This window comes from Gymnodinialimonas sp. JB5-7 (assembly GCF_055693405.1).
The window spans coordinates 43601-58950 of sequence record NZ_JBVFUX010000006.1 but is presented as its reverse complement, the minus strand read 5'-3'; the positions used below and the strand labels follow the sequence as shown (position 1 = coordinate 58950).

Genomic DNA, 15350 nt, shown 5'->3' with positions numbered 1-15350 from the left:
ATTTGTTGGCGCTTTACTTGTGGCGACGCGCTTGGGGCAGGCGGCGCAAATGCATTTTCGTGGAACAAAGATGGGCGAGGCGGTGCCTTTTGGGCTTAGTCCGCGACCTCAATCTGCATCCCGTCGAAGGCGGGTTCGACATGTGCGGGCGTTTCGGCCAGAACCGTCTCATAGTCCAGATCGATGTGCATGTTGGTGAGCACGGCGCGTTTGGGTGCGGCGCGCGCGATCCATTCCAGTGAATTCGCGAGGTGGCTGTGGGATGGATGTGGGTCCCGGCGCAGGGCGTCGAGGATCCAGATGTCGAGGTTTTTCAGGGCAGGCCAAGCAGCATCGGGGATGTCGGACACGTCGGGCAGGTAGGCCACGTCGTTTACGCGGAAGCCGAGTGCATCAATATTGCCGTGCGTGACCTCAAACGGGGCGAACGTGATCGGGCCGCCGGGGCCGTCGATGGTGGTATCGCCATCGATCCCGAAGATGTCGAGGATTGGCGGATAGGCCGAGCCTGGCGGCTGCACAAAGGCATAGCCAAAGCGGTTGAGCAGGTCGTTTGTGGTGGGGCCATCTGCGTAGACCGGCAAGCGCGCACGCATGTTGAAGACGATCATCCGCAGGTCATCGAGTCCGTGGACATGATCGGCATGGGCATGGGTGTAGAGGACGGCATCAAGCCGACCAATGCCCGCGTCCAGAAGCTGCGCCCGCAGGTCGGGGGAGGTATCGATAAGGACAGCAGTGGTGCCGCCTGGGGTGATGCGTTCCACCAGAAGGGAACAGCGGCGGCGAGTGTTTTTCGGGTGGGTGGGGTCGCAGGCGCCCCAATGGCCGCCAAGGCGCGGGACGCCACCGGACGAGCCGCAGCCAAGGATGGTGAAGCGCAGCGTGGCCATTCAGGCGGCCTTTGTCGCAAGGGCCGCTTTCCAAAACAGCCGGTCAAAGTTGGCCGAGGTCTGGGCGGCGAAAGCGTCGTAGGAAAGACCGAAAAGCTCTGCGCCCACTCGCGCGGTGTGGGCGGTGAACGCAGGCTCGTTCCGTTTGCCGCGGTGGGGCGGGGGTGCGAGGTATGGGCCGTCGGTTTCGACAAGGATGCGGTCGACCGGGGCGCTTGCGAAGATATCGCGCAAGGCTTGGGATTTCGGGAATGCGGCGATGCCCGACATGGACAGGTAGAAGCCCAAATCGACGGCGGCCTTAGCCAGTTCCGCGCTGCTGGAGAAGCAGTGCATGACGCAGGTGAAGGGGGCGGCTTTGTGTTCTTCGGTTAGGATGCGGGCTATATCATCGTCGGCGTCGCGGGCGTGGATGATAAGGGGCAGATTTGTCCGCCGAGCGGCCTCGATATGGATGCGAAGGCTTTCCTGCTGCACGGCTTTGCTATCGGCCGTGTAGTGATAATCCAGTCCGGTCTCACCGATACCGACGAATTTGGGATGCGCGGCGAGTGCCGCCAGGTCTTCGACAGTTGCCAGAGGCTCCTCCGCTGCGGACATGGGGTGGGTGCCGCCGGCCCAGAAAACGGTGCGTGCGCCTCGGCGATGGCCTGTACCTGCGGGGCGTTCTTGAGGCGCGTGCAGATCGTGACCATACGCGTGACGCCAGCATCCAAAGCGCGCGAGATCACTTCGGGCAGCTCTGAAGCGAGGCTGTCGAAATCGAGGTGGCAGTGGCTGTCGACGATCTCGAGGTTGGGTCATGGGGACGCTCACGCGGCAAGGCGGGCCGCAGTGCGGTCCAGATCGAGGAAGATATCGAAGATGAGCGCGGCGGGGTCAAGGTTGACCGCCTTGCCGCGGCGGGCGCGCGCGGTCAGCGATTGTGCAAGCATGGCCCAGTCTCGGGCTCTCTGCGGGTCCGGGGCGAGGCGGGCGAGAATTGCCGCCTCGTTTGGGACGATGTCAGCGGTGGCTTGTCCGGTCGCGCCAAGGCGGGCCGCTCGGGAGAGCGCGGTTTCCAACAGGCTCAGGGTCAGATCAAAGCACGCTTCATTGGCTTTGCCCGCCGTGCTTTCGGCGAGTTTGAGGGCCAGCGCGCGGTCCATGTTGGGCAAGGTTTCCAGCAGGCGCATGACATCAGCGTAAAGTGCGGGTCCGCCTTGTTCGGCCAAGGTGATGGCCGCACCGACCGACCCTTGGGCGAGGGTGGCCAATGCAACACCTTCGGGTGGTTCCGCCCCGGCTTGCGCCAGCGCTGCGGCGAGGTCTGCATTTTTGAGCGCGTTGAAGCGCAAGGTCCTGCACCGGGAGCGGATCGTTGGCAAAAGGCCCGAGGGGCGGTGCGAGATGAGGAAAAGAACGGCACCTTCCGGGGGTTCTTCCAATTCCTTGAGAAGGGCGTTCGCGGCCGACGGGTTCATCTCATCCGCGCTGTCCACGATCACGACACGGCGGCCATCGCCTGCGGACATCTGGAAAAAGCCCTTGAGACCCCGGACCTCGTCGACGGTGATGACCGTCTTCAGCTTCTTCGGGTCCTTGTCGTCCGCCGGGCGCCGCAGCAGAAACAGACCCGGCTCAGTCAGGGCCAGCATCCGCCGGGCAATGGGATGCTCGGGGTCGATGTCGAGGCTCTCGGGCGGCGGCGGGGCACCGAACATGTCGTCATCTGCCATCGGGGGCGTCGCCAACAGAAAACGCGCGGCGCGCCATGCGAAGGTGGCTTTGCCTATTCCGCGCGGGCCGGTCAGGAGCCAACCGTGAGGCAGGCGGCCCGAAGAGGCTGCAGACAGGAACTCCGCCTCCGGCCCGGCATGGCCAAACAGCTGCAGCGTTTCGCGCGGATGTGGTGCGCCGTCGAGGCGATCGGATTCGAGTGGGACGTCGTCAGACATGCAGGTAACGTAGCACGGGCGCGGGGCAGGGGCAGGCGAAAAGCGGGCGCTTCAACCCAGCTTGCCCGCCACCACATCGCGGATCGCAGAGGCAATCGCATCTGCATCTGTGTTGGCGTCAATCACAACGCACCTGTCGGGCTGATCCGAGGCGAGGTCGAGAAAGCCCGACCGCAGCTTTTGCTGGAACGGAAGGCCAAACTCCTCAAACCGGTCCTCGCCGCTCTGACGCGCCAAGCCGCGTTGCAACGCAATGGCAGGATCCATGTCGAGGATGAGGGTCAGATCAGGCTCAACATCGATGGCGCTGTCGTGGATTTGGTCCACCAACCCCCGAAGATCGCCACGTGTGGCCCCTTGGTAGACTCGTGTGGAATCGGCGAAGCGATCCGTCACAACGTCCCGGCCTGCCTCAAGCGCGGGGCGGATTGTGCGCTCCAGATGGTCGCGGCGCGCGGCAGTGAAGAGCAGGATTTCGGTTTCGGGGCTCCAGCGTTCCGGCTCCCCCTCAACCAGCAGCCGACGGATTTCCTCGGCCCCTGGCGCGCCGCCCGGCTCGCGCGTCAGAACCGGATCGCGCCCCTGATCCAGCAACCAATCCGCGAGCTTGCGCGCCTGTGTGGACTTGCCAGAGCCATCAATGCCCTCAAAGCTGATGAAGAGGCCGTTCGTCTCAGCCATATCGCGTGTTGGTCCTTGTCCCATCCGTTGAGGCGCCAGCCATTACACGGTCCGTGCCGCAGAGCAAGCTGGTGCGCTCCTTTGGATGTACTGCCCATCTTTGTTCCATGAAAATGCAAAATATGGCACAGCGCGCACCCTACATCGAAAGCTATCAGATGAAGCGCCGTCCGCGCCGACGCGGGCCATCTGGCCCGCCCGGCGTGCCACGCCCAACCATTGACCGAAAGCTCTGCTTTCGGTCATGGGCGGGAGCACATTGGGATCGTGCCGGGTGGGGCGGTGTCAGTTGGCGACAGCTTCCGGTGCGGCGTCTTCGCCGCCGCCGACCATGCCCATCACATCGCCCCATGCCGTCCGAAGACGCACCATCGGACCGCCGCGTTGGACATCTGCCATCGCGACAACTGGAACGCGGGCCTCAAAGCCCAGGACACCTTGCATGATATGCAATTCGCCGACCACGTCTCCGGCTGCGACGGGCGCGGGCAGGGGGCTTGTGAAGGTGACGTTTGCCTCGATCTCCGGGTCCAGCAGGGCAGGCACGAGCATTTCGACGCCTTCCGCCGGGGCAAGGCCTACGCTTTCTTCCGCGCCAAGGAAGACAGGTGCACGGGCGATTTCAATGCCGGGTTCCACGACCTCCTGCATCACGAATTGGCGGAAGGCCCAGGTCACAATGCGCTCGGATTCCGCCGCGCGCGCCTCAGACGAAGACAGGCCAGTGATCACAAAGGTCACGCGGCGATCGCCCTGCATGGCCGAGCCTGCAAGTCCATAGCCAGCCTCGGACGTGTGGCCGGTTTTCAGGCCGTCCGCACCGATCCCCAGCCCCAAAAGGGGATTGCGGTTGAACCGGTTGGCGGGAGAGCGACCCTCGTAGTCGAATTCCGTTTCCTGGAAGTAGTGGTAGTATTCGGGGAACTCCTCGATCAGGCGAACCGACAGAATGCCAAGGTCACGCATCGACATGCGGTGGCCTTCCGCGGGCCAGCCTGAGGCATTTCGGAAGGTCGAATTCATCATTCCCAACTGGCGCGCGCGTGCCGTCATCATTTCGGCAAATCCGGCCTCTGTCCCATCGGGGCTGAGCGCCTCGCCCAAGGCCACCGACGCGTCATTGCCGGATACGATCACAACGCCGCGGATCAACTCTTCGATGGTCGGACGGTCTTGTGTGTTGAGGAACATGGTAGAGCCGCCGAAGCTCATTGCATGCTCTGAGACCGGCACGCGCGTCTCCAGCGTCAGGCGGCCATCGCGAAGCGCCTCGAACGTCATCAGAAGCGTCATCAGCTTGGACATAGAGGCGGGCGGTAAAGCCTCATCCGCGTTCAGCTCCAACAGGACCTGGCCCGAGGCATGGTCATAGACATAGGCCGCGCGGGCCTGAGTGTCGTAGCCCTGGCCCATTGCGGCGGTCAGGGCAGTGAGCAAAAACAAAACCGCCGCGAGGAGTGTCGCGGCGGGTCTGGTCAGAATTGCGCTGTGCATGGCGTCCTATCGACTTACGAAAAAGGCATCATCAAAGCCAAGCCCCTGCACGCTTTCAAGGATCGCATCGCGGGTTTCCGACGTATTCGCGGGGCCCACCACGACGCGCCAGAATTGGCGACCGTTGCTCGACTGGTCATAGATTGTGGGCTCTAGTCCAACGCTGCGCAAGGCCTGCCCGGTATTGGTGGCGTTTTCTTGCACAGAGAAGATGCCGATCTGAACATAGGGGTTCTCAAGATCGCTGGCCGCAGGCGTGCGCGCGGCGGCCGGTTGCGGTGCGGGATCCGCGGCCTCAATGGCGGCTGCGGCGGCGCTTGCGATGTCTTCTGCGCCGTCGAGCGGGGTTGCGGTGATCTCGGCCGCAGCGGCGGAGGCTGCGATTTCTTCGCCCGGTGCCAGTGCGTCGGGCGCGCCTTCAGCGGTCTCGGCCACTTCTTCACGACGCAGGGCGGTGACGTTTAGCACGGTTGGATCGCCGGCCAAAACGCCCAGGGCGGCGGCTGCGTCAGAGGAGATCTGAAGCGTCGGGCCGGGGTGATCGCGTTCGCGGCGGAAGAGCGCGCCGATCACGAAGCGGCCGTTTTCATCGTTGCGGATGATCACGCGTTCGGGATCGCCAACATCGGGGTGCGCGACCCAGACGCCACCAAGCGAGGGGCGTCCATCCCACAAGCCTTCGGTGGTTTCTTCAAAGATTTCAGGCGCCTCGACGTCGCGTTCGACGAGGCGTGTGGCGCCAATTGGCGCTGGGCCATCGGCATCAGCGTTGCGGGAGCCGAAGAATTCGCCGTCCTCACCCATACAGGCGGACAGGGCCATCAGTGGCACAAGCGCAAGCGCCAGGCGGATTCGGGGCGTGGGGCGGTGTTGTGTCATACTGCTCATCTCTGCACTCATTTCCCGCGCGTCGAGCGCACGGTGTTTTATTGGTTTCCCGGTCGTTGCCGGACCTGTGCCCTTTTGGCGGGCACACCTGTATTGCGAGCAAGATAGCTGACTGATTCGGTTCTGAAAAGGTGGCTTGTGAAAGTTGCCTTCACAGGGCGGGTTTCAGAATCACACATGTCACAGTATCGCGTGGCCCAGACCCCGCCGGAGGAGTGGCAGAGTGGTCGAATGCACCGGTCTTGAAAACCGGCGTGCGTGAAAGCGTACCGTGGGTTCGAATCCCACCTCCTCCGCCATCGACCCCTGTCTCCGTTCCCGGTAGCAAAGTTGAGCGATTTTTCGCCGTGTTTCCGGCGGCTTGTCAGACGTTTCCCTGAACAGAGACGCACCTGCGTCAGTGAGTTTGCCGGTTTTGCCAGACCGGTCTCAGTTGGCGAAATTGGTCGGTGCGGTTTTCGGGAGATTTCCCTGGTAGCAAGGAATTATCAGGGAACCTTGTACGGAATTCCATGATTTGGGCATTTCTCGTGTGATTATCAGTAGCAAATCAAGCGCTTGAAGCGGATTTCCCTAGGTGTCCGAGCAGGGAAATATGTGCGCCAAGCAGGGAATATCACCGAACGAGCAAGGAGTGCGGAACCCGAAGCAGGGATTAGTCTTGGTGCAAGAAGAGCTGTTCTTGATCCGCCCAGTCGAGCGGCAGCTTTCTTCGGATCAGCTCAGCAAGTGTGAGGGTCACCGGTTGCGTTCCCGTGACAATCGCTTGCTGAATTCGCGGCGAGAGACAGGCAAGAGGCACGATGCGCGCGACGTACCGATCGGTTACTCTCGCATCTGCTGCGATGGCTTTGAGCGATACACCGCCGCGCAATGCCGTGGCCCAATTATGTGCCGTCCGGAGCGCACGTAGAAGCGTCCGATCCGGCTCAGGTTTGCGGATCCCCGCGACAATCTTTGTCTCAACTCCTCGACGTCGACACGTAAACGGGGCTTCGAAAGACAGGAGCAAGGGCGCCAATTCTTCTTGGGGCACCTTCAACTCTGATCCAAGGGAACCCGGATTCAGTCGGAATGCTAATATGCCTCGCGCAATTGCAATTCTGTCGAGCAAAGGTACGGCGCTCCTGACTCCGCCAGATCTGATTGAGTCGGCAAGAGCATATGTTCTCTCTGTGATTGCAGCGCATGTGGTCGCATCTGCACGGGTCGCTATCGCATGCCGGTTGGCATGATCTGCTAAATGATCCGCGATGGCAGAAGAAACTGCCCTTTCCAGGGTTCGGGCTGGAAGACGCCAAGCTTCCGGGTCGCGTCCGCCCGAGATCAATCGGTTGGATACATAATATCTGTGGCGGCGACCGTGCCGATGGGTGTGCGATGGTGTCAGGATATCCCCGGTCTCGTCCCGCACCTTTCCTAGAAGTGGGGCGGCAGTTGCATCCGCAATCTTCGTGGCTGCGCTATGCCCCGCCTCCGTGAACTAGCGCTCTCGAGTCGTCCTTGCACGCGATCCCAAAGATCCCGATCAACAATGGCTGCATGCAATCCGGGCCATGTCTTCTCCTTGTGTCGGACAAGCCCACGATAGATTGGATTTGTCAGGATCTTGTGGATCTGTCCGCGACTGAATGGACCGCCACCCTGAACCCTTCCCGAGGAAAAGACATGGCGTTTTGAGCGCAGGCCAACGCGGTCTGCCTCTCGCGACGTGGCATTGAGACAACCATGGGCCTCATAGAGCACGAAAAGACGACGAACGATTGCGGCTTCACCCTCGTTCACAACAAGTTCGCGACGGGTCGGATCCGGGTGCGGAACATATCCTAAGGGCGCGACGCCTCCCATCCACATGCCCTTCTTCTTGGAAGCAGCGATTTTGTCCCGGATCCGTTCGGCTGTTACTTCGCGTTCAAACTGAGCAAAGGACAAGAGCACGTTGAGGGTGAGGCGTCCCATCGAGGAAGAGGTGTTGAAAGCTTGGGTGACGGAAACAAAGGAACACTCGGCCTTCTCCAGATGTTCCACCAACTTGGCGAAGTCGGCGAGCGACCGTGTAAGGCGGTCGATTTTGTAGACAACCACCATGTCGATGCGCCCGGCATCAATGTCCGCCATCAGACTTCGCAGGGCCGGGCGTTCTAGCGTTCCGCCCGAAATTCCGCCGTCGTCGTAACGAGCCGGAAGCATCTTCCACCCTTCGTGGCGTTGACTCGCAATATAGGAGGCACACGCCTCGTGTTGTGCATCGAGGGAATTGAAGTCTTGGTCGAGGCCTTCATCGGAGGATTTACGTGTGTAGATCGCGCAGCGGACGGTGGGACGGCTCATTGCGCCAATTTTCCCGTCAGTCCGAAAACCGAGGACCGGACCAGTGCGCACCAGTAATCTCCCGAGCAATGGCCGAGAGCGATCGGTAAGTCTCACCGTTCCAGCTGAAGCTATTGTCCTGAACATCGACTACGTGCGTCACGCCATTCCATTCCCGGATCAGCCTGCCACCAGGTTTGAGAGCAGGTGAGTTGAGCTTATTTGTTTCTTCATTCGCCGTCTCCACGGCCTTGCGAACACGCTTCGTAAGCCCGCCACTTTGTCGGGCTTGCAGCTCGAAGGCGAGGAAGTGACGCAGAAAAACGCGGCTCATTGTCTTGGGAGCTGGAGCGCCGAATACATTCGACCAGGTCGAAACAAGCTGAACCCGGTCCAAGGCCTCGAGTTCAGCGAGGGTCACGTGCCCGCACCGATGTTGGCGAGGATGCGATATAAAGACAATTCGCCCTGCTTACCGGACGTCCGTACTATGGTGTGGCCTGCTTTCTTCAAACCGATGATCGCTGACCTGGCGGAATACCTTTGCCAGCCAGTGGCTTTGCAGATCTCAACAAGCGTCACACCGGATGACCGCTCCAAGAGCGTTTGGAAATTTTCGATCTTGGTAGGTTTGGAGTCTGGCATGTGTGCCTCCTGAGTGCGCAGGCCGGCGAAATGTCAGCCTCTGTACTGAGGCGCGCCCGAGAACTCTGTCGGGCGTGTCGTCACTGATGCGTGGTTTCAAGCAATAGTCCAGTCGTTTCCCATCTCGACGAGAGCGCCTAAGAAAGAGCCAATCGCATTAGTCTTTCGCCATTTGACCTGCTGCAATTAGCTCGCCAGTGGTATCAAGAAATTGAATGGGATGAACAAATTTGCGAGGGCAAATGCGCAAAGATTTGATAAGTGTAAACAGAGGAGCGCTGATGCTTCGCCTCGTCGGAGATCTTCATGGACGTCCTAGCATTGCCCGCCAGAGCGCCGAACGACTGCTTGCTAGCAGCTGAACGCCTTCGAGAAAGATTGTCCGACCTTGCCTGCAGGGTGGTTTGCACCGAAGACCCTTCGCGACCACCGTATGACTTTCTGCCAGTAGACGAGTTTCTTTTTTCACCGAAGCCTGGAAAGAGACGTCTCAAAATCGTGCTGAAACCAAGAAAACTGGGTGACGAGCTTTGGACTGAAAGCGTTGCGGCGTTCGTCTATGCAGGTATCGAACGTGCGTTCACGAACGCCGGGCTTTTGCCAGGGGAAAATCGGCCAGGCCATCTGAGGGAACTAAAGCAAATTAGGCAGTTGGTTGAGGAACAGATGCTTGCGCCCAACCGACCCGTTGAAAAACACTTTGCTCAGAAGGTCGTCAGGACGTTTCGCGCCGGGGTGCTGGACGATAGGAGGCGGCTTCGCTTCGGCACGTTGAAAGACATTAGCCAGTGTTCACCGAGCAATCCATCAGACTTGGAAAGGCTCCGTGATTGGATCGACCAGGATCTCGAAGACGAGCGTCTCCACAAGAATGGACGTCCATCCGAAGCCCAAAAAATAGTGTTTGCTGCCGATATTGCGAACCTTTGGAGTGACTTGACCGGGCGAGGCATCACTCGAGGGCGCAATACTAGGTTTGTTCTGTTTCTCAGTGCTTGTTGGAAAAGCGGATCTCGATGCCGGAACTGAGGTGCCAAGTTTTGCATACGTCATTAGGAAACAAATTCATGAGGTACACGGGCCCTTCCAATGTCGGCGATGCGAATGTTGCAGAAATGGTCAGAATTGTGATCGAAAGAGGTATTTTGGCGCACTGAAATAGGAAGGGTTTCTTTCGTAGCTCTTGGTTCAATCGAAACTGAGGGCCGACCGATGACACTCAAACCTGCCAGTGCTGCTTGCGAAAAACGCGACGACGCTGTTGAAACAATCGCATCCATTGCCGCGCGGTGTATCGAGTTTATCGTCACCAGCAAGCTTGTGCCCAACCCCAAGAACGCCCGAACGCATTCGCGTAAGCAAGTAGCTCAAATCGCAGAAAGCATAAGGAAATTCGGGTTCAACAATCCGATTTTGGTGGGCGAGCAGTGCGGCGTGATTGCCGGTCATGGTCGGCTTGAGGCCGCGAAACAGTTGGGCCTTAGCGAGGTTCCGGTTGTACGCCTAAGTCACCTGAGCGATGCAGAACAACGGGCCTACATTCTCGCCGACAACAAAATCGCGCTCAACGCTGGTTGGGACACTGATCTGCTGGCCGTCGAACTGGAGGAACTTGCTAGTCTTTTGCCTGAGCTCGACCTTGATCTCGAGGTGATAGGCTTTGAAACCGGCGAGATCGACCTCATCCTGACAGACAATGAGGATGCAATGCCTTCGCTCAGCGAAGAAGATGAAATTCCCAGTCGCGCAGACGTCCTGACCTCGAAGCGAGGGGACATCTGGCAACTCGGGCAGCACCGCATTCTCTGCGGAGATGCTCGAGATACCAGTGCTGCGGCAACGCTATTTGAGGATCAGACCGCAAGCCTCGTTGTCACTGACCCACCGTATAACGTGAAGGTCCAAGGACATGTCGGCGGGCGAGGGAAGACGAAACATAGCGAGTTCGCCTTTGCCTCGGGAGAAATGTCCGATCGGGAATTCAAGGCTTTCCTTGATGACAGTTTGAGGGTCATGCTGAGCCACACGGCGGCGGGATCTTTGCTCTATGTCTTCATGGATTGGCGCCACATTGAGCTTTTGCTGAGTGTCGGTCGTGAACTTGGCCTAGACCTCAAGAACGTATGCGTCTGGAACAAAGCCACGCCGGGGCAGGGGGCGTTCTACCGCTCTGCACATGAACTGGTGGCTGTTTTTGCAAAGCCCGACGGCCCATCAACCAACAATGTGCAACTCGGCAAGTACGGCCGCAATCGCTCCAACGTTTGGACATATCCTGGCGTGAACACGTTCCAGACAGGCACGGGCGATGATCTGGCGCTGCATCCTACCGTGAAGCCAGTGGCAATGATTGCGGAGGCCGTAAAGGATGCCTCCAATCGCAAAGAAATTGTGTTCGATCCTTTTCTGGGCTCTGGGACGACCCTACTGGCGGCTGAGAAAGTTGGACGTCATTGCTTCGGCGTTGAGTACGAGCCGTCTTATGTCGACGCGGCCATTCGCCGATGGCAGCAGCAGACCGGCAAGGACGCTATTTTGGAACAGCGTCTCACCGACGAAGGCGCCCCGGACTCTGCGATCGGGTGCTGCTTCGATGCATTGTTCGCGGCTGCGCGCGACCTCGTGCTTCCGGCAGCGGAGGACGAGTGATGTCTGAAAGCAACGAGCAAAAGCCGCCAATCGCTGAGCCTGACTACGAAGTCGGCTACGGCAAGCCGCCGAAGGCGACCCAGTTCAAGCCTGGCCAGAGTGGCAACCCCAAGGGGCGGAAGCGAAAGCCAAAGTCCGTGCAGGCCCAGATGCGGAAAGAGGTCGTGAGGAAAGTGTCGATCACTGAGAGGGGCGTGTCTAAACGTATGTCGATCCAAGATTTGATCTTCCGAGCCATTACGAACAAGGCGGCCAAGGGAGATCTGCGTGCGGCGAGGTTGGTCTTCAGCCTATTGCATGATCCAGCGTACGCAGAAACGGACGTCATTGATCAGGCGGACCTCTCTCCAGAAGACCAAGCGATGCTTGATCAGATGATGTCGAGCTTCGCGCAGCCTGACGCGCCGGATCTGCCTTCTGCCCAATGCGGGGAGGAGAACATGAGCGCGGCTGTGGATCGCTTTCAAGATCAGGACGGGATGTCGCCGCCTCACGATGACCAAGACTCTCCAAAGAATGTCACCGGTGACGAGGATGACGTTGATGATCGATAGAAAACCGACGGATGCAGAATTGCGCAACTGGGCAATGAAGAACAAAAGCTCGTCTTCAATGAGCTCCTAAGATCAAGTTTCTACCACTTTATCGAGAAGACTTTCCGTACCTTAAATCCAGGTACGCCGTTCCAGCACAATTGGCATATCGAAGCTATCGCTTGGCACCTTGAGCAGGTCAGGCTTGGCAAGATCAAGCGGCTGATCATCACGATGCCTCCGAGATCAGCCAAGTCGATCTCGGCTTCGGTGGCTTTTTCTGCTTTCCTGCATGGCCATGATCCCACCAAAAAGATCGTCGCAGTGTCATATGCGCAGAGCCTCGCGACCAAGCTGCACAATGACTACCGGGTTGTGATAGCCTCCGGTTGGTTCAAGGAGCTGTTTCCGGCAACCAGGATCGATCCACAAAAAGAGTCCGAGCAGGAAGTGCGCCTCACTAAGCGTGGCAGTCGATTGGCGACTTCTGTAGGCGGCGTACTCACAGGGCGCGGCGCTGATACCATCATAATTGATGACCCGCTCAAAGCAGACGATGCTCGATCAGACGCCCAACGCACCCGGGTGAATGAATGGTATAGTTCCACTTTGCTATCCCGCCTCAATCAGAAGACTGAGGGTGCAGTCGTCATAGTCACGCAGCGCCTCCACGTTGATGACCTGGTCGGTCATGTGACTGAGCATGACCAGGGGTGGACCCACCTTAATTTGCCTGCGATAGCGGATGCGGCGCAGAGCATTGAGATCGGGAAAAATCGATATCATCGTCGCGAGAAGGGCGAGCTGCTCCACGCGGCCCGCGAGACGCAGACTATCTTAGATGAGCTTAGGCTGCACCTTGGATCTGAAGGATCTGAAGCTCAATACCAGCAGCGCCCTGTTCCTCCAGGCGGGAACATGTTCAAGCGCGAGTGGTTGTCTTACTACCCCTTCCTGCCCGAAATCACGGAAGACGATGGTATATTCCAGAGTTGGGACACAGCTTCAAAAACGGGGCTGGAAAACGATTGGTCCGCTGGGACAACCTGGCTCTGTAAGGGGGGATATACTACCTCTTAGATGTCGTGAGGGAGAAGCTGGATTATCCGGCTTTGAAGGCGCGCATGATAGCCGAGGCCCAGAAACACAACGCCTGGATGATCTTGGTCGAAGATACGGGTGTCGGAACGGGGTTGATCGCGGATTTGGTCGCCGCAGGGTTCGACGCCGTAGCAGTCACGCCGAACCAGTCAAAGGAAACGCGAGCCTACATCCAAACACCGAAATTCGAGTCTGGTCGTGTGTTGTTTCCAAAGTCAGCTCCGTGGCTTTCCACTTTGGAGGCCGAACTTCTCGCCTTCCCAAGCGGGCGCCATGACGACCAAGTTGACTCCGTCGTCCACGCTCTTGCCTACGAGTTCCCAGAGAAAGGCCCTGACGTGGACTGGCTTTGACTTGCGCCAGCAGCTGGTTGCATCGGGTGAAGTGTTGTTCAGGCTGCTGCGTGGCGCTGGCGGCACTATTGCGAGATCTATTCATCCAGTGCGGTAGGTAATCATATAGCGGTTCCATGTGCCCACGGAACCGAGAGTTTGGGCGGATAGCGGACCTTCGCTGGAGCTGCGCTGTGATTTACGGCTGTCAGATCAAGCGGACATTCTGCTATCTTACCGCGCGCCTGGATGATGGGCAGCGTATTCAAGTACCCGAGAGTGACGTGATCGTTCACAAATCATTCGGCCATTTATTGCCGAACTGCAACGGTTTGACGTGAGCGTTAACTTCTCGTTAACCACACACCTCTAGGCAGAGCAAAATTGCGACAGAGTATGTAGCCATGAGTGACATGGAACTAATTGAGCGTACAAAATCCGCACTGCTCGAAGCAGAAAGCCACGGTTTTTTGTACACGGCCGAGGCACTGCGGTCTGAACTTGAGCGCCTACTAACACCCTATCCACAAGCAAATTTTGCATCTCAGTCAGTGGACTTTTGGGCACCAGCTGATGTTGCACCGCCTAGGGAGCGATCCTTAGGCCTCAAGGATTAACGGTTCCTTAAGTGTTTTCACATGAAGGTTTGTGCCTTCATGTGGGGCAAATTGAGAATGTACAAAGAGAAGTTATTCACAGAAATCGCCGGCCTTCTGACGCTTGCGTCAATGATGGGACACGATGATCATCCCGGGTTCAAACGAACCCTAGTTCGGGCTCTTGCTGCCGACACGGGGATGTCACCAACGGATGTAGACACACTACTCCACTTAGCCGAGGCAAACCGGCTTGCTGCACGAGCCGTTTTTGGGAGCGAAACGGCAGCACACGCCGACAACGTGATTGCCTTCGACACGGAGATTTGTGGACATGGTATACTCGGATGCCAGACATGCTGGTCACCGCTCCATAGCTAAGCGAACAAAACATCGAGAGTTCGAGGCGTTGGGGTTTTCCCACTGGTGACAGGTTGCTTAGCGCTTTGCTCACCGGCGTCTACTTGGGTATGCTAGCGGCTAGCTCTGACCTGTAGCCAACGTGAGGAATTGGCTGCATGGTATTCACACTGACCGAGCAATTCCCTGTTTAGGCGAAGCCAAGCTCACGCACAGGTACACGTATTGCTAAGTTCTCTAGCGAAGCCAAAAACCGAGCTTCCGCTTTCCCCTCGGTTGCGGAGGGGCGGTGCGAGCGTAAGGCTCGTTGTTCGCGTTTTCTGGCTTCGTAGCGCTCGAGTTCCGTTGCTCGCTTTCGTGCTGCCTCTTCCAGCAATTTCCGTCCAGCGGCGCGTTGCCTTGCGGCCTCCGCGCGTTGTCGTGCCGTTTCGGCAGCGCGTCGCTCGGCTTGGCGCAGAGCCTGCGCAGCTTGCGCTTTCGCCTTGGTGCGTTCGGCTCGGAAAGCCTGCGCCATATCGGCTGTCCATTTGGATGTTTGCTCAAATGCCACGTTAATCTCAGCAAGGCGTTCGTTGGCAGCCCGTTTGTCCCCGGAAACGCGATCCGGGTGGTAGGATTTTATCATCGCCTTCCATGCCGCACGGATTTCGACTGGGCCTGCCTCAGGCGTCAAGCCCAAGAGGTTTAACGCTTTTAGCATATCTGAGCTTGGTTGCGCCATTTTGCAGTCCACTTCAGAAGATCAGCCCGGTTCGGGCGTCTCAGAACAATCTAAAATGATCGCTAAATGATCTACGATTTTTGCGGAACCCGATTCATGAGCAGTTGGTTAACGGTCTTCAAGATTGGTTGAGGCAGAAAATCCTGAGCCCAAGAAACCAAGACGAAGAACAAATGCTATTGTCTTGAGCATTTGCGCGAGCGCAGGAGT

The 15350-nt window shown here is 58.4% G+C and carries 15 protein-coding genes, 1 tRNA gene and 1 pseudogene; 6 read left to right on the top strand and 11 right to left on the bottom strand.

Annotated elements, in window-relative coordinates; genetic code table 11:
- Positions 1-95 precede the first annotated feature (95 nt).
- The 6 genes and pseudogenes from ACZ1HK_RS06165 to ACZ1HK_RS06140 form a co-directional block, all read right to left on the bottom strand.
- Positions 96-893, bottom strand: a complete 798-nt coding sequence (locus ACZ1HK_RS06165) for an MBL fold metallo-hydrolase (protein WP_472627955.1) — start codon at positions 891-893, stop codon at positions 96-98.
- Positions 894-1681: pseudogene (locus tag ACZ1HK_RS06160) on the bottom strand (TatD family hydrolase).
- Positions 1682-1705: 24 nt separating this feature from the next.
- Positions 1706-2830: a DNA polymerase III subunit delta' gene (locus ACZ1HK_RS06155; RefSeq protein ID WP_472627954.1), complete on the bottom strand. Its 1125-nt coding sequence runs from the start codon at positions 2828-2830 to the stop codon at positions 1706-1708.
- A gap of 51 nt (positions 2831-2881) precedes the next feature.
- Positions 2882-3511, bottom strand: coding sequence for a dTMP kinase (tmk, locus tag ACZ1HK_RS06150; protein WP_472627953.1), 630 nt, complete (start codon positions 3509-3511; stop codon positions 2882-2884).
- 285 nt (positions 3512-3796) lie between these two features.
- On the bottom strand, positions 3797-5005 hold the full coding sequence (locus ACZ1HK_RS06145; protein WP_472627952.1) for a D-alanyl-D-alanine carboxypeptidase family protein: 1209 nt from the start codon (positions 5003-5005) through the stop codon (positions 3797-3799).
- A 6-nt stretch (positions 5006-5011) separates the two neighbouring features.
- Positions 5012-5893: an SPOR domain-containing protein gene (locus ACZ1HK_RS06140; protein WP_472627951.1), complete on the bottom strand. Its 882-nt coding sequence runs from the start codon at positions 5891-5893 to the stop codon at positions 5012-5014.
- A gap of 209 nt (positions 5894-6102) precedes the next feature.
- Here ACZ1HK_RS06140 and ACZ1HK_RS06135 point away from each other — a divergent pair.
- Positions 6103-6192 (top strand) — tRNA-Ser (locus tag ACZ1HK_RS06135).
- A gap of 356 nt (positions 6193-6548) precedes the next feature.
- Here the strand turns inward: ACZ1HK_RS06135 and ACZ1HK_RS06130 are convergent.
- The 4 genes from ACZ1HK_RS06130 to ACZ1HK_RS06115 all read right to left on the bottom strand — a co-directional run bounded on the left by ACZ1HK_RS06130 (position 6549) and on the right by ACZ1HK_RS06115 (position 8848).
- Positions 6549-6905, bottom strand: coding sequence for a hypothetical protein (locus ACZ1HK_RS06130; RefSeq protein ID WP_472627950.1), 357 nt, complete (start codon positions 6903-6905; stop codon positions 6549-6551).
- 407 nt (positions 6906-7312) lie between these two features.
- The gene (locus tag ACZ1HK_RS06125; RefSeq protein WP_472627949.1) at positions 7313-8224 is read right to left on the bottom strand and encodes a recombinase family protein; all 912 of its coding nucleotides are present in this window, start codon (positions 8222-8224) and stop codon (positions 7313-7315) included.
- Between the two features lie 16 nt (positions 8225-8240).
- A complete protein-coding gene (locus ACZ1HK_RS06120) occupies positions 8241-8624 on the bottom strand; it encodes a DUF2924 domain-containing protein (protein WP_472627948.1) in 384 nt (127 codons plus the stop codon).
- Complete coding sequence (locus tag ACZ1HK_RS06115) at positions 8621-8848, bottom strand: DUF3489 domain-containing protein (protein WP_472627947.1); 228 nt, start codon at positions 8846-8848, stop codon at positions 8621-8623. Before ACZ1HK_RS06115 ends, ACZ1HK_RS06120 begins: the two co-directional genes overlap by 4 nt.
- A gap of 378 nt (positions 8849-9226) precedes the next feature.
- Here ACZ1HK_RS06115 and ACZ1HK_RS06110 point away from each other — a divergent pair, with 378 nt between their 5' ends.
- From ACZ1HK_RS06110 to terL, 5 genes are all read left to right on the top strand, one after another.
- Entirely contained in the window at positions 9227-9877 is a 651-nt protein-coding gene (locus ACZ1HK_RS06110; protein ID WP_472627946.1) for a hypothetical protein, read from the top strand.
- A gap of 183 nt (positions 9878-10060) precedes the next feature.
- A complete protein-coding gene (locus ACZ1HK_RS06105; RefSeq protein WP_472627945.1) occupies positions 10061-11497 on the top strand; it encodes a site-specific DNA-methyltransferase in 1437 nt (478 codons plus the stop codon).
- A complete protein-coding gene (locus ACZ1HK_RS06100; protein WP_472627944.1) occupies positions 11497-12051 on the top strand; it encodes a DUF5681 domain-containing protein in 555 nt (184 codons plus the stop codon). The genes ACZ1HK_RS06105 and ACZ1HK_RS06100 overlap by 1 nt, the downstream gene beginning before the upstream one ends.
- Before the next feature lie 249 nt (positions 12052-12300).
- Positions 12301-13110 (top strand): hypothetical protein, encoded by an 810-nt coding sequence (locus ACZ1HK_RS06095; RefSeq protein WP_472627943.1) that lies wholly within the window; start codon positions 12301-12303, stop codon positions 13108-13110.
- Between the two features lie 5 nt (positions 13111-13115).
- The gene (gene terL / locus ACZ1HK_RS06090) at positions 13116-13484 is read left to right on the top strand and encodes a phage terminase large subunit (protein WP_472627942.1); all 369 of its coding nucleotides are present in this window, start codon (positions 13116-13118) and stop codon (positions 13482-13484) included.
- A 1125-nt stretch (positions 13485-14609) separates the two neighbouring features.
- Here the strand turns inward: terL and ACZ1HK_RS06085 are convergent.
- The gene (locus ACZ1HK_RS06085; protein WP_472627976.1) at positions 14610-15119 is read right to left on the bottom strand and encodes a J domain-containing protein; all 510 of its coding nucleotides are present in this window, start codon (positions 15117-15119) and stop codon (positions 14610-14612) included.
- Between the last annotated feature and the right edge of the window lie 231 nt (positions 15120-15350).